Here is a 20,036-nt window from a genome sequence, read left to right as displayed (position 1 = left end):
GGGCGGCGGGACCGAGGCGGCGGAAGAGAGGGCAGGGGCATGACGGTGCGCCCGACGCCGGGCGGCGAGGACGGGGAGCACGGTCCCGTACCGCTCACCACGGCCCAGTCCGGCATCTGGCTGGGCCAGGCGCTCGCGCCGCACTCGTCGCGCTACCACGTCGGATTCAGCGTCGAGGTCTCCGGGTGGCTCGACCCGGGGACGTTCGAGGCGGCGCTCCGGCACGTCGTCGGCGAATTCCCGGCACTGCGGGCCCGGTTCACCACGGGGGACGACGGGCGGGTACGGCAGCACACCGGGCCGCTGCCGTCATGGAGCGTGCCGTTCGTCGACCTGCGCGACGAACGGCACCCCCGGCGTGCCGCCCGGGAGTGGATGCGCGCGGACCTCGCGCGGCCCTTCGACCTCGGTGAGGGCCCTCTCTTCCGGGGGGCGTTGAGCCGGCTCGCCGAGGACACCGTGTGCTGGTACCTGGGGGCGCACCACCTCGTCCTGGACGGCACCTCCTCCGCTCTCCTGGCGCGGCGGCTCGGGGACGTCCACGCGGCGCTGGAGGAGGGAAAGCCGCCCGCGGAGGCGGAGTTCGGACCGCCGGGTGCGCTGCTGGAGGAGGAGGAGCGGTACCGCACGTCGCAGGAGCGTGCCGAGGACCGCGACTTCTGGCTGGGGAGGATGGCGGGCCGCCCGGACCCCGGTGACCTGGCGTGGGCGTCCGGAAGAGGACGCATGTCCGAAAGGGGGCGCGCGGGCGGAGGGGAGCCCGCTCATCCCGGCGCGGACGGACTAGCGGTGCGCCGCAGCGCGGCGGTGCCCCGGCGGGCCTGGCAGGCGGTGCGTACGCAGGCACACCGACTGGACGTCCGCTGGCCCGCGTTGGCCACCGCCGCAGCCGCGCTGCACGTACACGCCCGCACGGGCGCGGAGGGCGGGGAGGTCATGCTGGGGCTGCCCGTGGCCGCCCGCGTGAGCCGCGACGTCCTCACGGCGTCCGGCACGGCCTCCAACGTCCTGCCGCTGAGGCTCCCCGTCGACCAGGACCGGCCGGGCACCGAACTGGTGCGCGCCGCCGCAGGCGAGGTGCGGGCGGCACTCGGCCACCAGCGCTACCGCTACGAGGACCTGCGCCACGACCTGGGCCTGACCGGCAACGGAGGGCGCCTGTACGGGCTCTCGCTCAACGTGTTGCCCTTCGACTACGGCCGTCTCTTCGCGGGACGGCCGATGGTGATGCGCAACGTCGCGATCGGGCCCGTGGAGGATCTGTCCGTCACCGTCTACCGGGAAGCGGACGGGGCCGGACTGCGCGTAGACGTCGACGCCGACCCCGAGCGCTTCACCGGGGCCGAAACCGGCGCCGAAGCACGCAGGTTCGCGCATCTGCTGAGCCGGCTCGCCGCGGACCCGGACCGTCCCGTGGGACGTCTCGACGCGCTCACACCGGGGGAGCGGCGTGTGCTGACACCCCGTCCGCCGGCCAGTGGCACGGTCTCCGGTCCGGCCCGCGGCCCGGCCCCCGGTGCCGCTGCCCGCCGCGCCGGAGAGCCGGTGAGCGTCAGCGGGACGGCCCCGACCCTCGCGGAGCTGGCCGAACGCTGGGCCGCACGCGATCCCCGGGCCCGCGCGGTCACATCGGGAAGCACGGAGCTTTCCTACGGAGAGCTCAACGCGCGCGCGAACCGGCTCGCCAGGGCCCTCCTGCGGCGCGGCGCCGGGCCCGGGAAGACCGTCGGCGTGCTGCTTCCGCGCACCGCGGACCTCGTCACGGCGATCCTCGCCGTGGCCAAGACGGGCGCCGCCTACCTGCCCGTCGACCCGCTCTGGCCCGATGAGCGGGTGCGGATGATCCTCGCGGACGCCGAGCCCGTCCTCACCCTCGGGCCGGACGATCTCGCCGAGCCGCACGAGCAGTTGAGCGCGTGCGATGTGACGGACGCCGACCGGCCCGTACCCGTGACACCCTCGCACGCGGCCTACGTCATCTACACCTCCGGCTCCACCGGCCGCCCCAAGGGAGTGGTGGTCGAGCACCGCAGCATCGTCGCGCTCCTGGAGGAGGCCGCCGCGCCCTTCGGCTTCCGACCGGACGACGTGTGGACGATGTTCCACTCCTGCGCCTTCGACTTCTCCGTCTGGGAGATGTGGGGCGCGCTCGCACACGGCGGACGGCTCGTCGTGGTGGACCACGAAGTGAGCCGTTCACCGCATGAGTTCCTCGACCTGCTGGACCGCGAGCGCGTCACCGTACTGAACCAGACGCCGTCCGCGTTCCACTCCCTGGACCTGGCCGACGCGGAGGACGCCGCCGCTCGAGGGGTGCGGGGCGGCCGTGAACTGGCCCTGCGCCACGTCGTCTTCGGAGGCGAGGCACTGCGCCCCCACCGGCTGAGCTCCTGGCTGCGGCGGCGTGGGCTCCCCGGAACCGGCGGCTCTCCCGTGCTGGTCAACATGTACGGCATCACCGAGACCACCGTGCACGCGAGCAGACTCGACCTGACCGGGGACCATCCCGCCGAGGACGGCAGCCCCGTCGGCGTGCCGATACCCGGGGCGCGGTTCCATGTGCTCGACCGCCGGCTGCGGGAGGTGCCGCCGGGTGTGACCGGCGAGTTGTACGTCGGGGGCGCGGGCGTGGCCCGCGGCTACCTCGGACGTGCCGGGCTGACGGCGACACGTTTCGTGGCCGACCCGTTCGGCCCGCCCGGGTCCAGGCTCTACCGCTCCGGCGATCTTGCGTCACGCCGAGCCGACGGCGGACTGGAGTACGCCGGAAGAGCCGACGACCAGATCAAGCTCCGCGGTTTCCGCATCGAACCCGGCGAGATCGAAGCCGCACTGGCGACGGCGCCCGGTGTCGCGCACGCCGTGGTGGCCGCCAGGAAGGACGGCGGCGGCACGGAAGAGGCACAGCTCGTCGCCTACGTCGTGCCGGACGGCGGCCACCACGAAGAGACCCACGGGGACGGGCAACAGCACGGCACAGCAGACCCGTTCGACACGGACGCCCTGCGCGGACACCTGCACGGACGGCTGCCCGCCCATCTTCTTCCGGCGGTCTTCGTCCCCCTGGAGCGGCTGCCGCTGACCGCCAACGGCAAGCTCGACCGGGACGCGCTGCCCGCACCCGGGGCACTACGGAAGGCACCCCGGACCGGTCCCGCGCAACAGCCGATGACGGAGCGGGAGCGCCGGCTCGCCCTCCTGTACGCCGAGTTGCTCGGCGTCGACGAAGTCGGCGCGGCGGACGGCTTCTTCGACCTCGGCGGCGACAGCCTCCGCGCGACCCGGCTGGTGAGCAGGGTGCGCAGCGAACTGGGTGCCGACATCGACGTACGGGACGTCTTCGCGCATCCCGGCGTCGCCGATCTCGCCGCACGCCTGGTGCCGCGCGGCGCCGGCCGGGGAGAGCCGGCCCCCGCCGCGCTGCCGCTGCCCGCCGGGCACGAGCGGCCGGAGAGCGTCCCGCTCTCCCACGCGCAGCGCCGCCTGTGGTTCCAGCAGTCGCTGACGGGACCGGACGCCTCCTACAACGTGCCGCTGGTGCTGCGGATGACCGGAGACCTCGACAAGGACGCCCTGCGCGCCGCCGTCGAGGACGTCGCCGGACGCCACGAACCTCTGCGTACCGTCCTGCGGGAGCGAGCGGGACACCCCGAACAGACGGTGCTGCCGCCCGGATCGGCCCGCGTCCGCCTCTCCGAGGTGGAGACCGACGCGGCACGCCTGGAGGACGCCCTCGGGGCGGCGGCCCGGCACGCCTTCCGGCTGGAGACCGAACCCCCGCTGCGGGCGCAGCTGTTCACCTGCGGGCAGCAGGAACACGTACTCCTCCTGCTGCTGCACCACATCGCCTGCGACGCCGCGTCGCTCTCGCCCCTGCTCGAAGACCTCGCCACCGCCTACACCGCGCGCCGTGAGGGCCGTACGCCCGCATGGGAGCCGCTGCCCGTCCAGTACGCCGACCACGCGCTGTGGCAGCGCGCCCTCCTCGGCTCCGGCAGCGAACCCACCGAGTCCACGCGGCGTGGGCTGGGGCACTGGACCCGGGCCCTGGCGGATCTGCCGCACCGCATCCCGCTCCCCGCGGACCGCGCACCCGGCGCGGAGGAGCCGGAGGACGGCGACAGTGCCGGCGACAGCGTGGCCTTCCGCGTACCCGCGCAGGTGCACGCGCGGCTGGCCGAACTCGCGGCCCGCGAACAGGCGAGTCTGTTCATGGTGGTGCACGCCGGACTGGCGGCGCTGCTGACGCGTCTGGGCGCAGGCACCGACATCCCCGTGGGCACCGCCGTGGAGGGCCGCGGCGAGGCGAGCCTGGACCGGCTCGTCGGCTTCTTCGTCAACACGGTCGTGCTGCGCACCGACACCTCCGAAGACCCCACGTTCCGGGAGCTGCTGGGCCGTGTGCGGGAGGACGACCTCGCCGCCTTCGCACACCAGGACATCCCCTTCGACATGGTCGTGGAGGCGCTCAACCCCGAACGCAGCGCACCGGGACAGCCGTTGTTCCAGGTCATGCTGACGCTCACCCAGGCGCCGCCGGACTCCGTCCCCATGCCGGGGCTGACGACCGAGGTCAGCGCCGTCCGTCCGAACGCCGCGAAGTTCGACCTGTGCCTGAGCATCGGCGAACACCGCGGCCGGGACGGCGGATGCCTCGGACTGGACGGCCAACTCGAATACAGAAGCGCTCTGTTCGACCGGGCGACCGCGAACGCTTTCGGGGAGCGGTTCACACGTCTGCTGGAGCAGGCGTGCGCCGAACCGGACACCGCGGCGCGCCGGCTCGACATACTCGGCAGCACGGAACGGGAGAAGCTCGTGACGGAATGGAGCAAGGGACTGCCCCTGCCCGCGGACGCCCACGGCACCGTCCCGCGGCGCTTCGCGGACCGGGTGCGCGCCGCACCGGACGCCGTCGCTCTGCGCTCGCCCGGAGACACCCTGACCTACGCCGAGCTGGACGCCCGGTCGGACCGGCTCGCCGCGCGGCTCGCCGCCTGCGGAGTGGGACCGGAGACCCCCGTGGCCGTGCTGCTGGAGCGGTCGGCGGAGCTGGTGGTGACGCTGCTGGCCGTCCTGAAGGCTTCGGGTGCCTACGTCCCGCTCGACCCGCGTGCGCCGCTTGCCAGGCAGGAGCAGATCGTCACGGAGTCCGGCGCACCCGTGCTCGTCGTCGGGGACGGGACGCGGGACGCCGCGGGACGGCCCGGCGCGTCCCGCGTCCTCGACGTCGGTGCCGGCGCCCCGCCGGAGGAGTCCGGGACGCCCCCGGTCCCGGTGGAGGACCCCGCGGCCCTCGCGTACGTCATGTACACCTCCGGCTCGACCGGTGTGCCCAAGGGCGTCGCCGTCACCCACGCCGACATCCTCGCGCTCGTGCTGGACGGGACGCGTGACGCGGACTCGCCGCGGCGGACGCTGCTGCACTCACCGCACTCCTTCGACGCCTCCACATTCGAACTGTGGGGCCCGCTGCTGACCGGCGGCGAAGTGGTCGTCGCACCCCCGGGGGAGCTGGACGTCCAGCGCCTTGAGCAGATCGTCGCCGAGGAGAACATCAGCACGCTCTGGCTCACCGCCGGGCTCTTCCAACTCGTCGCCGAGGAGAGGCCGGCGGCCCTGCGCACCCTGGAGGAGGTGTGGACCGGAGGCGACGTGGTCTCGCCCCGCGCTGTCCGCGCGGTGCGGCGGCACTGTCCGGACACACGCGTGACGAACGGCTACGGGCCCACGGAGACCACGACGTTCGCCACCCGGCACACCGTCACCGCCGCCGACGCGGACGACGGAGCGGCCACCGGTGCCGGCACCGGGACCGGCACGGGCACCCGCCCGGGGGTACCCATCGGACGTCCGCTGGACGGCATGCGCGCCTACGTGCTCGACGAGGCCCTGCAGCTCCAGCCGGACGGCGTGACAGGCGAGTTGTACGTGGCGGGCGCCGGCGTCGCACGCGGTTACCTCAACCGGCCCGCCCTGACGGCCGAACGCTTCGTGGCCGACCCCTTCGGCCCGCCCGGCGCGCGGATGTACCGCACCGGCGACCTGGTGAAGTGGCTGCCCGGGGGCGTGCTGGCCTTCGTGGGACGCGCCGACGGCCAGGTCAAGCTGCGCGGCTTCCGCATCGAGACCGGCGAGGTCGCCGCCGCCCTCGCCGGGCACTGCGGCGCGGGTCAGGCCGCCGTCGTGGTGCGCGAGGACCAGCCCGGCGAGCGCCGACTCGTCGCCTATCTCGTACCGGAGGAGGACGGCAGGGACGAAGGGCGTGTCGACTGGGAGGCGTTGCGCGCGCACGCGGCGCGTGTGCTGCCCGACTACATGGTGCCCACCGCCCATGTCGTCCTGGAGAGCCTGCCGCTCACCCGCAACGGGAAGGTCGACAGGGCCGCGCTGCCGGAGCCCGAGCGCGCCGTTGCGAACGTGGAGGCGGCACCCGCAGACCCCCGTGAGGAGGTGCTGTGCGGCATCGTCGCGGGCCTGCTGCGCCAGCCCTCTGTGGGCGTCACCGACGGCTTCTTCGACCTCGGGGGCGACAGCATCACCGCGATCCAGCTCGTCAGCCGCGCACGCGACGCCGGACTGCGCTTCAGCGTGCGCGACGTCTTCAAGCACCCGACCGTGGCCGAACTGGCCACCGTGGCAAAGGAGACCGGGGCGAAGGGGACCGGAGCGAAGGAGACGGGGGCGAAGGGGGCCGGAGCGGGAAAGGGGTCACGGAAGGGCGAGGGGTCCGGGGAGGCGTCCGCGTCCCGGAGCGAGGCCGCGGAACCGGAGCCGGCGCCCGGGGACGAGGACACCGGAGTGCTGCCGCTGACGCCGGTCATGCACTGGTGGCGTGAACACGGCGGCGAGACACGGATGTTCACCCAGTCCATGACGCTGCGCGCACCGCTCGGGGCCACCGGGGAGCGACTGGCAGCGGCCGTGCAGACACTGCTCGACCACCACCCCGCGCTGCGCCTGCGATTCACGGCGGCGGACCGTCCCGAAGGCAGTTCCGTCCCGGATCACCCGTCCGGGCCCGACAGCGCGGACCGGCAGGGCGGCAAGAGCCCCTGGACGCTGGAGATCCTCCCGCCCGGGGCAGTACGGGCGGAGGAGTGCGTGGACGTGCGCCGCATCACCGAAGACGGTGAGGACACCGTGCCCGCCGTCCTCGCCGGCGCCGAACGCGAGGCACGCGAGAAGCTGGACCCCGCTGCCGGCGGCATGCTGCGGGCCGTGCTCCTCGACCGCGGACCGGACCGGCACGGCAGGGTCGTCCTCGTCATCCACCACTTCGCCGTGGACGGCGTCTCCTGGCGCATCCTGCTCCCCGACCTGGCCGCCGCCTACGAGGCCGTGGCCGCGGGCCGCCCGGCCGAACTGCCGCCCGCGGGAACCTCCTTCCGGCAGTGGGCCCGCCTCCTCGCCGAACAGGGCGAGGAGGGCGCACGCGAGGACGAGAAAGCACTGTGGTCGAAGGCTCTCTCCGGCGACGTCCCGTCACTCACCGCGGAGAACACCGCTGCCGGGAACACCGCTGCCGAACGCCGCGGCGTCGGCAGTCTGCGGGCGACGATGCCGCCGGAGCGCACCCGCGCGCTGCTGACCGAGGTGGGGGCAGCCTTCCACTGCGGAGTGGAACCGGTCCTGCTGACGGGCTTCACCCTCGCCCTTGAGGAGTGGCGCCGCCGCCGCGGCCTCCAGGGCGGCGACGTCCTCATCGACCTGGAGTCGCACGGCCGTCCGGACCTCGCCGACGTCGAACTCTCCCGTACCGTCGGCTGGTTCACCAGCGTCTTCCCCGTCCGGCTGGACGCCACGGGCTGCGACTGGGGCGACGTATGGGCGGCCGGCCCCGCGCTCGGCACGGCACTCAAACGCGTCAAGGAGCGGCTGCGGGCCGTTCCCGACCGCGGAGTCGGCTACGGCGTACTGCGCCACCTCGACCCCCGCACGGCACCCGAGTTCGCCGAACTGGCCACGCCGCAGCTCGGGTTCAACTACCTCGGCCGTATGAGCGCCGCGGACGAGGCCGACTGGGGCGTGGCCGCCGACCCCGGCGGCATCCCGGGCGCCGAGGGGGAGGAGGAGCGGAAGGCGACTGAGGAGGCCCAGGAGGCGGCCCTGCCCGGCGGGCACCTCATCGACGTCAACTCCCTGACGCTCGACGGCCCCGAAGGACCCGTACTGAGCGCCGAATGGTCCTGGCAGGCAGGGGTGTTCCGCCCGTCCGAGATACGGGAGCTCGCCGACCTGTGGTTCAGTGCCCTGCACGCCCTGGTGGCGCACGCCGGGACCGAAGGGGCGGGCGGGCGCAGCCCGTCCGACTTCCCCCTCGTCGACCTGCGGCAGGAGGAGGTCGAACAGCTGGAGGCGGCGCACCCGCGGACGACGGACGTGCTTCCCCTGACACCGCTCCAACAGGGCCTGGTCTTCCACGCGTTGTTCGCCCCGGACAGCCCGGACGTCTATCAGGCGCAGGTCGTGCTGCGCCTGCGCGAAAGGCCCGGCACCGACGTGCTGCGCGCCGCCACGCGGGCACTGCTGTCCCGCCACCCGAACCTCGGTGCCGCGTTCGTGCACCAGGACCTGCTCCGCCCCGTCCAGGTGCTCCAGAGTGGCCTGGAGCCGCCCTGGCGGGAGATCGACCTCACGGCGGTGGCGGAGGGGCGCCGCGAGCGTGTCTTCCGGCGCCTCCTGGCCGCGGACCTGCGCAGGCGCTTCGACCTGGACCGGCCGCCGCTGATGCGCTTCAGCCTCTTCCACTGCGGTGAGCACGACCACCGGCTCGTGCTCACCAACCACCATCTGCTGCTCGACGGCTGGTCGATGCCGCTGCTCATCCGTGAACTGTTCGGCCTCTACGCGGCCGGCGGCGATCCCGGCGCCCTGCCACCGGTGACGCCGTACCGCGAACACATGGCCCAACTCGCCGGGCTGGACGAGGAAGCCGCCCGTACGGCCTGGCGGGACGCCCTCGACGGCATCGACGGAGCGACCAGGATCACCGACGGCGACATCAGCGCAGGAGCGGTGCCGCCGCAGCCGATGCACATCGTGCTCCCCGGCGAACTGACCGCCGCGCTGCGCCGCACCGCCTCGCACGGCGGCCTGACACTCAACAACGTCCTCCTCGCCGCCTGGGCGCTGCTCCTCGCCCGTTCCTGCGGGACGCGCGACGTGCTGTTCGGCACCACCGTCTCCGGCCGGAGGCCCGAAGTGCCCGGCATGGAGTCGATGATCGGGCTGTTCATCAACACCGTCCCGGTGCGGGTGACGGTCGACCCGGAGGAGACCGTCGGGCGGATGCTGGCGCGCTTCCAGGAGGAGCAGGCCGGCATGCTGCCCCACCACCACCTCGGGATGGGCGACATCCAACGCCTCGCAGGGCGCCGGGACCTGTTCGACACACATGTGGTCTTCGAGAACTATCCGCTGGACCAGGCGGGCCTGGAGAGGCCCGCACCCGGCCTGACCGTCGAAGGCATCGAGGGCCGTGACGCGGCGCACTATCCGCTGACGCTGGTCGCCTTCGCCGGCGAGGCCGGTGTCGCGCTGCGCTTCGACTACCGCCCGGACGTCATCGACCGCGCGAGGGCGGAGACGGTCGCGGCGGACCTCCAGCACATCCTGGCGGCCGTCGCCACGTCACCGCAGACACCGGTCCGGGAAGTCCTGGACGCGGTGGCCTCCGACGGCGGCGCCGTCCCGGGCTGAACGCCGGGCGGGACCGGCGGCGCCCGGCGCCCGTAGCGGTCCCGCCCGCCGCCGGTCCTGGGCGGCGGGGCACGTTCTGCCCGGACGCTTCCCGCCGGGCGGGCGCGCCGGGCGGGCGCGCACTCGCCCGGGAGCGGCGTGGCCGAGTGTGCCCGCAGAGCCCCGACTTCCGCATGGACACGGCTGTGAGCGGGCAGTCAGCAAGCAGTTGTGAAGATTACGGGTGAAAGAGGTAACCATCGGGCCCTCCCGGGCGTCTGACCTGTGAAGGCTTCGCGTGTCGTCGAGCCGCACGGGCGTCACGGTGGCGCTTCCCCCCACAACTTCACAAGGAGTTCCATGCTGAGGACGGGCATCACCTTCGGCACCGCACTGGTCGTCGCCTGCGCGCTCACCGTCACCCCGGCCGGCGCGGCCACGCTCGTCACCGAAGGCCGCGGGTTCAGACTGACGACGCAGCTGGGGGTGTTCTCCCTCAGCCCTGCCCGCCAGTACACGGTGACGTTCGCGTCGGCTGACCTGAAGAAGCGCTACACCCCGTATCTGCGGACCGCCGTCGCCCAGATACGGGAGGCCGGGGTGCGGATATCACTCGGCGGGGTGGAGTCCGTCCGGGTCGATGTGTGCCCGCCCACGGGCCACATCCAGTACATCGAGACGTACCGGCCCATGGGCAGGGGCGGTTACAGCAAGGGGATGCCGTGCCCCCACCCGCCGAAGGGCGTCGCGGCGGGCGGCATCGTGGCCATGGACAGCGAGTACTTCGACGGCAGTTGGTACATATCGCCGTACAAGCTTCGCAACACGTTCGTGCACGAGTTGCTCCACACCCTCGGGCTCGACCATCCGAACCGCGACCTGAACGGGAACGGAGTGGCCGAGCCCTACGAGTGCGTCTCCACCTCCCGTGGCGTCAAGCCGGTGACCTGCTCGCCCAACGGCGGTCACCGCACGTCCCGCCCCGGCAGGCTCACCGGTTTCGACATCGACGGGCTCGAGGCGCTGCTGGCCAACGCCGAGAAGCAGGGGCTGGGATAGCCGTCCGGGGCCGCACACCGGGAGGGTCGTGCCGGCCGTCGCCCGCAGGCAGGCCAACCGGCCTGTCAGCCCAGGAAGTTGATCTGGAGAGCCGTGACGGTCTTCAGCGTGTGACCCACCAGCAGCACGGCGAACGCCTCTTCTGTGACGGCCATGCGCATGATCGTGTCCTCTTCGCCGTAGGGCTGGGTCGCCTGCACGGGGTCCACGCACGCAGCCGCCAGCGCCAGAGTGAGAGGCTCGCTGACCGGGACCGGCAGCGCGTCGTGAACTGCTTCGGCCGCGGGATCGTACTTGAGGCGGTAGGTCACGAACGGTCCTTGTTCGGGCGGCGCCTGACCCGGGCACCGTTCGGGGGACTGTCCGTTCAGGGTAGTTGCTGCCGACCGGGACGCGACCGGATCGCGAAGATTACGCCGAGCCGTCGGAGCGGATGCGCTCGGCCTCCGCGAGCACGCGGTCGGTGGCGTCGATCCATTCGCCGGGCGGTTCCTCGCCCTGGGCGTCGTAGGCCGCCACCTCGCCTCCCCGCTCGACGGCGGCGAGGGTGTCCTTGGCGATCCGCTCCCACTTGGCGAAGACATGCAGCAACTGGTGTGCGGGCGCCCGTTCCAGCTCCGTGGCGAAGCGCCGGGCGAGAGCGGGGTTGCCGAGGGCGTCACGGATGCGTTCGATCGTCCATGGTGCGCTGCTCATGCTGCCCTCCCGTCTCCTGGGACCTGTCGCCGGCCACGCGCGGCACATGCCACGCGGCACGAGGTTAGCGCGGTTGGGAGCGGACGTCGTCACGTGCGCCGCAACTCGGCGGCCCGGCCCGCCGCGCCGCTGCCCGGCCCCCGCGACGGCCGGAGAACCGGGCGTGGTTGAGGCGCGGGTGACACGCGGGGGACGGACGGTCACCGGGTCGGCAGGCGGCCCGCTCCCCGTCGGGGTGAGCCCTCCCGCCGTTCCCGCCGTCCCCGTCGTCTCGCCGTCCCCGTCGTCGGCGTTTCCGTGCCGAGCGCCGTGCGCCCCCGTCGTGCCCCGTCGTGGGGCACGGCCTCACGTCTGGTCGACTACCATGGCGGTGCGGCAGACGAGCCGAGCGGACGGCCGCGTCAGGACTTCCGGTCCTGCCGAGGAACGTCCGGACTCCACAGGGCAGGGTGGTGGGTAACGCCCACCCGGGGCGACCCGCGGGACAGTGCCACAGAAAGCAGACCGCCGGTGCCGCGAGGCGCCGGTAAGGGTGAAACGGTGGTGTAAGAGACCACCAGCGTCCAGGGTGACCTGGACGGCTCGGTAAACCCCACCCGGAGCAAGGTCAAAAGGAGCCGGCAGGCTCTGCGCGGATGATCGAGGGCTGCCCGCCCGAGTCCGCGGGTGGACCGCACGAGGCCGGCGGCAACGCCGGCCCCAGATGGATGGCCGTCTCCCGGCGGGCCGCGAGGCCCGCCGGTGACAGAATCCGGCGTACAGCTCGACTCGTCTGCCGCCGCCCCGGCCCGCCGAGAGGCTTCCAGGCCCCGCCCGGGGTGGAAGAGATCAGTGACCGCCGTGCTCGGTGACCGCCGTGCTCAGTGTCCGCCGTGCTCAGTGTCCGCCGTGCAGCGAGTCGGCCGACAGCTCGCCCGGTGTGCGGTGCCCTGTGAGGCCGAGCGTGAGGTCGAGGTCGGCGAGGAGGCTGCGCAGCACGTGCAGTACGCCCTCCTCGCCGCCGTGGGCCAGCCCGTACGCGTACGGGCGGCCCACCAGCACCGCCCGCGCACCGAGCGCGAGGGCCTTGAGGACGTCCGAGCCGGTGCGTATGCCGGAGTCGAAGAGAATCTCCGTGCGGTCCCCGACGGCCTGGACGATCTCCGGGAGGGCGTCCAGCGCCGCGACGGCTCCGTCGACCTGCCGGCCGCCGTGGTTGGAGACGACGACGCCGTCCATGCCGGCGTCGGCGGCCCTGCGGGCGTCGTCGGGGTGCAGGACTCCCTTGACCACGATCGGCCCGTCCCAGTGCTCGCGCAGGAAGGGGAGCTGGTCCCAGGTGCGGTCCGTGCCGGTGAACATCGGCACCCAGCGCAGCACCGCCGAGATCACGTCCTCCTCCGGCGGCTTCTCCAGACCCGCGCGGAAGGCCGGGTCGGAGAAGGGGATCGCGGTGCCGATGCCGCGGATGAAGGGCAGATAGGAGCGGTCGAGGTCCTGCGGCCGCCACGCCAGCGTCCAGGTGTCCAGAGTGACGACGAGGGTGGTGAACCCGGCGGCGCGGGCGCGGTCCAGGATGCTGACGCAGACCTCGTCGTCGTTCGGCCAGTACAGCTGGAACCAGCGGGGGGCGTCCGGCCCGGCCGCCTCCGCGACCTCCTCGACGGTGTGCGAGGAGGCCGTGGAGAGCACCGTCGGTACGCCCAGCGAGGCAGCCGCGCGGGCGGTGGCCAGTTCCCCGTCGGGGTGGATGATCGACTGGACGCCGACCGGCGCGAGCAGGACGGGCGCGGGCATGCGGGTGCCGAGCACGGTGGTGCTCAGGTCGCGCCCGTTGGCGCCGCGCAGCATGCGCGGCACGAGGCGGTGCCGTTCGAAGGCCTCGCGGTTGGCGCGGTGCGTGGCGCCGGAGCCCGCCGCTCCCGCGAGATAGCCGAAGGCGCCGGGGTCGAGGTGTTCGCGGGCGGAGGCGCCGAGGAGGGTGAGATCGGTGGTGAAGGGCGGCAACCGGTCGTCGAGGCCGTTGAGATAGATGTCGTTCTGGTAGTTGCCGAAGCCCGGTGCGGGCGGTGCGGGTGCTCCGTCTGCCCCGGACGTCTCGGACGCCTCGCTCATCGCGCTCGTACCTTCCCTGGGATCTGGCCGTGCGGAAACCGAACCGCTGGTCGGCCGCGGGGGAACCGCGGGGCACCGAGTCTGCGCCGGACGGGGCCCCTGCGGCTACCCCCCGGTCCGGCCCCGGGCGGCCCTCGCGCCTCCGTTCCGCCGTCCCGCCGGGTCAGCCCCGTCCGATGTAGGGCATCGCCGTCGCCATGACGGTCGCGAACTGCACGTTCGCCTCCAGCGGGAGCCCCGCCATGTGCAGCACGGTGCGGGCGACGTCCGCGGCGTCCATCACGGGCTCGGGCGCGGTCGTGCCGTTCGCCTGCGGTACGCCCTGCCGCATACGGGCCGTCATCTCCGTGGCGGCGTTGCCGATGTCGATCTGGCCGCAGGCGATGCCGTAGGGACGGCCGTCCAGGGACAGGGACTTGGTCAGGCCCGTCACCGCGTGCTTGGTCGCGGTGTAGGCGACGGAGCCGGGGCGCGGCGTGTGCGCGGAGACGGAACCGTTGTTGATGATCCTGCCGCCCTGCGGCCGCTGATCCTTCATCAGCCGGAACGCGGCCTGCGCGCACAGGAACGCACCGGTCAGGTTGGTGTCGACGACGCCGCACCACTCCTGGTGCGACAGCTCCTCGAGCGGCACCGGCGGTCCGAAGGCGCCCGCGTTGTTGAAGAGCAGGTCCAGCCTGCCCCGCGTCTGCCGCAGGGAGGTGAACAGAGCGGTCACCGCGTCCGGATCAGTGACATCCGTGGGGGTGACCGCGGGCACGGCCGCGGGGCCGGCCGCGGCCGCCCGTGCCGCCGTCTCCTCCAGTGCCTCCCGGCGCCGCCCGGCCAGCGTCACCGCCCAGCCCGCCGCGGCGAGTTCCAGGGCGACCGCGCGGCCGATGCCGGAGCCCGCGCCGGTCACGACCGCCGTGGGGGCCGCCGGCCCCGCACCGCTGCCGTCACTGCCGGGTGCCGGACCGTCCTGTGTCGTCATGCGCGCAGCGTACGTGCCGCCACACGGACGCACCCGCGGGCGGGGCGCCACCGGCTCGTCATGCACCCGTCGCGTGTCTGCCGACTCGCGGCCTCCTGCGGCCTGTGCAATCGCTTGTATGACGCAGCCATTGAGCGCAGAGAGCGAATACCGTGCGGCCGCACGGCACTTGTGCCGGCGCAGACTGCTGACCGGGACGGCGGCGACCGTGGCGCTCGCCCTCGGGACCAACCTCCCCCAGCCCGCCCACGCCCTCCAGAGGCTCGATCCCGACCGCATCGACAAAGACCCCTTCACACTGGGCGTCGCCTCCGGCGAACCGCTGCCCGACTCCGTCGTGCTGTGGACCCGGCTGGCCCCCGAGCCGTTCGAGCCGGACAGCGGGCTCCCCTCCGAAGCCGTCGCCGTCCGCTGGGAGCTGGCGAGCGATCAGGACTTCACGCGTACCGCCGGCAGCGGGGAGGTCACCGCACATCCGGAGTTCCACCACGCCGTGCACGTCGTGGCGGAGGGCCTCACGCCCCGTACGCGCTACTACTACCGCTTCCGGGTGGGCTCCTGGACCAGCCCCGCCGGGAGCACGCGCACAGCCCCCGCCGCCGACGACGACCCGGAGTCGCTGCGTTTCGCCCTCCTCTCCTGCCAGGCCTACCACGACGGGTACTTCACGGCGCTGCGGCATCTGGCGCAGGAGGAGGACATCGACGCCGTCCTGCACCTCGGCGACTACCTCTACGAGTACGCCGTCGACACCCACGGCGGCGACCGTGCCGACCCGGAACTGCGGCTCCCCGACAGCTTCAACAAGGAGACGACGACGCTGGAGGACTACCGGCTGCGCTACTCGCTCTACCACTCCGACCCCGACCTGCAGGCCGCACACGCGGCGCACCCCTGGATCGTCACCTGGGACGACCACGAGGTGGAGAACAACTACGCGGACGAGGTCCCCGACGGCTCACCGGACGAGGTCTTCCTCGCCCGCCGTGCCGCCGCCTACCGCGCCTACTACGAGAACCTGCCGCTGCGCCCGCCCCAGCAGCCGTCCGGCCCCGACCTCCAGCTCTACCGGAGGCTGCACTTCGGACGGCTGGCGCAGCTCGACATCCTCGACGGCCGGCAGCACCGTGACGATCAGTCGAACGGCGACGGCTGGCAGGTGCCCACGGCCGAGACCGAACGTCCCGACCGCACGATGCTCGGCGCCGCACAGGAGCGCTGGCTGGCCGACGGCTGGAAGGAGTCGCGGGCGGTGTGGAATCTCGTGCCGCAGCAGTGCGTCCTCTCCCGCCGCCGCGACAGGACAGCGGGGCCCTACCCGCTGTCGATGGACGCCTGGGACGGCTATCCGGCCGCGCGCCGGCGCTTCCTGGAGGCGCTGCGCGCGGCCGGCGTGGACAACCTCGTCGTGCTCACCGGCGACGTGCACGTGCACTACGCCATGGACATCAAGGAGGACTTCGACGACTCCGCCTCCCGTACGGTCGGTGTGGAACTGGTCACCACCTCCGTGGCCAGCGGCGGCGACGGCGTGGCCAGGCCGGGCAACTGGCGGACCCTGCTGGACGCCAATCCGCACATGAAGTTCTACGACGGGCGGCGTGGATACATCCTGCTCACCCTTGACCAGCGGGAACTGCGTGCCGACTACCGCGCGGTGGAGGTGGTCACCAAGCCCGGGGCGCCCCTCGTGACGGCTGCCTCGTTCGTCTCGCGCGCCGGCGAGCCCGGCCTGACGACGGCCTGACAGCCGGCCGGCCACGGTCCGGACCTTCCCGTGCGGCGCCCTCCGCACGGGAAACCGGTGGGCCGGGGACGGAGAGCTCTGGGAGAATGTGTCTGCCGTCAACAATCTCCTTGGAGAGGTGCATGTCCGACCCCGGCCCTGTCAGACAGGCCGCAACCTCCGCCACCGTCCCCGCCACTGTTCCCGTCTCCGACCCCGCCTGCGCCGGCGAACCCGCCGCCGGCTCCCGCAGCGCCGCCGGTCCGGCGACCGGTTCGGACGTCCGGACCGTCACCGGTCCGGACGCGGACTCCGGCACGGGTTCCGCAACCGGCACCGCAGCCGCGGCGTCCGGACGGCCCTCCCCTCCGTCCGGCGGCCTGCCCGGCATGACCGGCCGCCGGCGCGCGGGGCTGCTGATGACCCTGATCCTCGGCAGCATGACGGCGCTGCCCGCGCTGTCGATGGACATGTACCTCCCGGCGCTGCCCGAGGTGAGCGGCACCCTGCACGCCCCCGCCGCCACCGTGCAGCTCACGCTCACCGGGTGTCTGCTGGGGCTCGCCGTGGGGCAGCTGGTCGTCGGCCCGATGAGCGACCAGTTCGGACGCCGCCGGCCGCTGCTGATCGGCATGTCCGGCTACGTCCTCGCAGGAGCGGCCTGCGCGCTCGCGCCGAGCATCGAGACGCTGATCGTCTTCCGGCTGGTGCAGGGCCTGGCGGGGGCCGCGGGCATCGTCATAGCCAGGGCCGTCGTGCGTGACCTGTACGACGGCCTCGCCATGGCCCGGTTCTTCTCCACGCTGATGCTGATAGCCGGCCTCGCCCCGATCCTCGCGCCCGTACTGGGCGGCCAGATCCTCCGGTTCACCGACTGGCGGGGGGTCTTCCTCATCCTCACCGGCATCGGCGTACTGCTCACTCTCGTGGCGGCGCGCTGGCTGCCGGAGACGCTCCCACCCGAGCGGCGGCACAAGGGCGGTGTCCCGCAGGCCCTGCGCACGATGCGCGGCCTCTTCGCCGACAGGGCCTTCACCGGGTATCTGCTCGCCGGGTCGCTCGCCTTCGCGGCGCTCTTCGCGTACGTGGCGGCCTCGCCGTTCGTCGTCCAGGAGATCTACGGCGCCTCACCGCAGACGTTCAGCCTGCTGTTCATGATCAACTCGATCGGTCTGGTCGCCGCCGGCCAGATCAACGGCAAGCTGCTGGTCGGCCGGGTCTCCCTGGACCGCGTCCTCGCGTTCGGACTGTGCATGACCGGTGCCGCCGCGGTCGCGCTGCTGCTGATGACGAGCGGCGTGTTCGGGAACGTCGGCCTGGTGCCGGTGGCGGCCGGGCTGTGCGTCCTGATGTCCGGGATGGGCTTCGTCATGCCGAACGCCAACTCCCAGGGCCTCATGCGCGCCCCGCACGCTGCCGGATCGGCCTCCGCGCTGCTGGGCACCGCGCAGTTCCTCATCGGCGCCGTCGCCTCCCCGCTGGTGGGTGTGGCGGGCGAGCGGACCGCCGTGCCGATGGCGGTGGTCCAGCTCAGCGCGCTGGTGCTCGCCGGGCTCGCGTTCCTGGCTCTGTGCCGTCCGTGGCGGGTGCGGAACTGACCGGTACGGGCGGCTGAGCGGGGCACGGGCGGCGCGTTGGCCGAACGCGCCGGCAGCAGCGCGGCAGGGACGTCCGGCCGCCTCGCGGGCACACGTACCGGCCGTCCCTCCTCGCCGGGCGAACCTTGCCGGTCGCGGCTCTAGACTGCTGTGGTGATCGAGGAAGTACTGCGCCGCGCCCTGGCCGGGCTGCTCGACGGGCTGCCGCCCAGGCAGGCGGCCGGGGCCGTCGAGCGTCTGATGGACGGCTACCGCGGCCGTGCCGCGGGCGCCCCCGAACTGCGGGACCGCGCGGACGTCGCCGCCTACGCCGCGTACCGGATGCCCGCCACCTTCGCGGCCGTCTCGGCGGCGCTGGGGGACTTCGCGGACCGTACGGGCGGATGGCGGCCCGCCGACCATCTCGACATCGGGGGCGGCACCGGTGCCGCCGTGTGGGCCGCGGCGGCCGTATGGGGCGAGGACGGCCCGGACGGCGACCCGCGCCGCACGACGGTGCTCGACCGCTCCGAGGCGGCGCTCGCGCTGGGAAATGAGCTGGCGGGCGCGCCCGGCGCCACCGCGGCACTGCGCGGAACCGAGTGGCGCCGGCACTCGCTGGGCGGGCCCGCCCAGGAGAGGCTGCCCGCCGCCGACCTCGTGACCGTCTCCTACGTGCTCGGCGAACTGTCGGAGCAGGACCGGCGCATGCTGGTCGAGGCGGCGCTCCGAGCCGCTCCGGCCGTCGTGCTGACCGAGCCGGGGACGCCCGACGGCTACGCCCGGATCGTCGCCGCGCGCGAGATGCTGACCGCGGCCGGGCTGCGCGTCCTGGCGCCGTGCCCGCACAGCGCACCGTGCCCGATGGTCCCCGGCGAGGACTGGTGCCACTTCGCCGCCCGCGTGAACCGCTCTTCCCTGCACCGGCAGCTCAAGGGCGGCTCGCTGCCCTACGAGGACGAGAAGTTCAGCTATGTCGCGGCCGTCCGCCCGGAGCTCGCGGGCGCTCCCGCCGGGGGCCGTGTCGTGCGCAGGCCGCAGAAGCGCAAGGGCCAGGTGCTGCTGGACCTGTGCACCGCCGGGGACGGTCTGCGGCGTACGACGGTCACGAAGAGGCACGGCACCGACTACCGCCGTGCCCGCGACGCGGCCTGGGGCGGCATCTGGCCGCCACACGCCCAGGACGTCACCGAAGCCGAGGACGCCCGCGACGCCCGTGACGGGCCGGCCCCCCGGGGCGCGCAGGACGTACCGGGGAACGCGGAGGGCGCACGGCACGCGCCGGAATGACGCTCCCCGCCCGCGGCCCGGGGCGCGGGGGACCGCCGACGACGGGCCCCCGCGGGCGCTGCGGCAGGGCGTCAGGCCGCCGGCCGCAGCTCAGCCGTCACGCACTTGACGCTGCCGCCGCCCTTGAGCAGCTCCGTCAGGTCGACCGGGACCGGTTCGTAGCCGCGGTCCCGCAGCGGGCCGAGGAGTCCGGCGGCGGCCTGCGGCAGCAGCACGTGGTGTCCGTCGCTGACCGAGTTCAGGCCGAACGCCTCGGCATCCGCGTCCGTGGCGATGAGAGCGTCCGGGAAGAGGCGGGCGAGGACGGCCCTGCTGCCGGGCGAGAAGGCGGGCGGGTGGTACATGACGTCGTCGCCGCCCAGCACGCACAGTGCGGTGTCCAGGTGGTAGTAGCGCGGGTCGATCAGGTCGAGGCCGATCACCGGCCGCCCGAAGAACTCCTGCACCTCGCCGTGCGAGAGGGGACTGCTGCGGAAGCCGCGGCCGGCCAGCAGCCAGGTGTCGGTCACGGCGAAGTCGCCCTCGCCCTCGTTGATGTGCTCCGGCTCGTGGACGTCCGTGAAGCCGTTCGCGCTGTACCAGGCCCGGTGGGCCGCCGCCTCGCCGGCCCGCTCGCGGTGTGCGAAGCGGGCGCCGAGCACGCGGCCGTCGACGACGGTGGCGCCGTTGGCCGCGTAGACCATGTCGGGCAGCCCGGGGACCGGTTCCAGCTCCTCGACGGTGTGACCGAGGGAGCGGTAACGGTCCCTCAGGACCTCCCACTGGGTGATGGCCAGCGGGATGTCCACGGGCTTGTCCGGATCCATCCAGGGGTTGATGGAGTACGTGACGCGGAAGTGTGCCGGTGGGCACATCAGGAAGCGGCGGGGGGCGTAGCCGGGTCCGTACAACGAAGTCTCCTTCACGGGTCGACGCGCACTGCGCTTCGCCCATGGTGCGG

The 20,036-nt window shown here is 73.4% G+C and carries 10 protein-coding genes and 1 other RNA gene; 6 read left to right on the top strand and 5 right to left on the bottom strand.

Features of this window, described 5'->3' with window-relative positions; genetic code table 11:
• The first annotated feature begins 39 nt into the window (after positions 1-39).
• The gene (locus tag H343_RS33285; protein WP_051266252.1) at positions 40-9,702 is read left to right on the top strand and encodes a non-ribosomal peptide synthetase; all 9,663 of its coding nucleotides are present in this window, start codon (positions 40-42) and stop codon (positions 9,700-9,702) included.
• A 339-nt stretch (positions 9,703-10,041) separates the two neighbouring features.
• Positions 10,042-10,740, top strand: coding sequence for a hypothetical protein (locus tag H343_RS0127725; RefSeq protein ID WP_028433777.1), 699 nt, complete (start codon positions 10,042-10,044; stop codon positions 10,738-10,740).
• Between the two features lie 65 nt (positions 10,741-10,805).
• On the opposite strand, the gene H343_RS0127720 is transcribed toward H343_RS0127725, so the two are convergent.
• The gene (locus tag H343_RS0127720) at positions 10,806-11,051 is read right to left on the bottom strand and encodes a hypothetical protein (RefSeq protein ID WP_028433776.1); all 246 of its coding nucleotides are present in this window, start codon (positions 11,049-11,051) and stop codon (positions 10,806-10,808) included.
• A 100-nt stretch (positions 11,052-11,151) separates the two neighbouring features.
• On the bottom strand, positions 11,152-11,436 hold the full coding sequence (locus H343_RS0127715; protein ID WP_028433775.1) for a hypothetical protein: 285 nt from the start codon (positions 11,434-11,436) through the stop codon (positions 11,152-11,154).
• A gap of 380 nt (positions 11,437-11,816) precedes the next feature.
• Between H343_RS0127715 and rnpB the strand changes: the two genes are divergently transcribed.
• An RNA gene (rnpB, locus tag H343_RS33720) (RNase P RNA component class A) lies at positions 11,817-12,211 on the top strand.
• 101 nt (positions 12,212-12,312) lie between these two features.
• Here rnpB and H343_RS0127710 read toward each other — a convergent pair.
• Both H343_RS0127710 and H343_RS0127705 read right to left on the bottom strand, forming a co-directional pair.
• Positions 12,313-13,530 carry a lactate 2-monooxygenase gene (locus tag H343_RS0127710; RefSeq protein WP_051266249.1) on the bottom strand — a complete coding sequence of 406 codons (1,218 nt, stop codon included), beginning with the start codon at positions 13,528-13,530 and terminating at the stop codon, positions 12,313-12,315.
• 163 nt (positions 13,531-13,693) lie between these two features.
• Complete coding sequence (locus H343_RS0127705) at positions 13,694-14,503, bottom strand: SDR family oxidoreductase (RefSeq protein ID WP_078506160.1); 810 nt, start codon at positions 14,501-14,503, stop codon at positions 13,694-13,696.
• A 118-nt stretch (positions 14,504-14,621) separates the two neighbouring features.
• On the opposite strand from H343_RS0127705, the gene H343_RS0127700 reads away from it, so the two are divergent.
• The 3 genes from H343_RS0127700 (at position 14,622) to H343_RS33280 (ending at position 19,096) form a co-directional block, all read left to right on the top strand.
• Positions 14,622-16,250 carry an alkaline phosphatase D family protein gene (locus tag H343_RS0127700; protein WP_028433772.1) on the top strand — a complete coding sequence of 543 codons (1,629 nt, stop codon included), beginning with the start codon at positions 14,622-14,624 and terminating at the stop codon, positions 16,248-16,250.
• 122 nt (positions 16,251-16,372) lie between these two features.
• Positions 16,373-17,827 (top strand): multidrug effflux MFS transporter, encoded by a 1,455-nt coding sequence (locus tag H343_RS0127695; RefSeq protein WP_028433771.1) that lies wholly within the window; start codon positions 16,373-16,375, stop codon positions 17,825-17,827.
• A gap of 153 nt (positions 17,828-17,980) precedes the next feature.
• On the top strand, positions 17,981-19,096 hold the full coding sequence (locus tag H343_RS33280; protein ID WP_078506174.1) for a small ribosomal subunit Rsm22 family protein: 1,116 nt from the start codon (positions 17,981-17,983) through the stop codon (positions 19,094-19,096).
• 71 nt (positions 19,097-19,167) lie between these two features.
• On the opposite strand, the gene ddaH is transcribed toward H343_RS33280, so the two are convergent.
• Positions 19,168-19,986 (bottom strand): dimethylargininase, encoded by an 819-nt coding sequence (gene ddaH / locus H343_RS0127685; protein ID WP_486587084.1) that lies wholly within the window; start codon positions 19,984-19,986, stop codon positions 19,168-19,170.
• Positions 19,987-20,036: the final 50 nt, after the last annotated feature.

It is taken from the genome of Streptomyces sp. TAA204, assembly GCF_000424965.1.
Note: the sequence above shows the minus strand (reverse complement) of the source record. Positions and strands in the feature narration are given on the sequence as shown.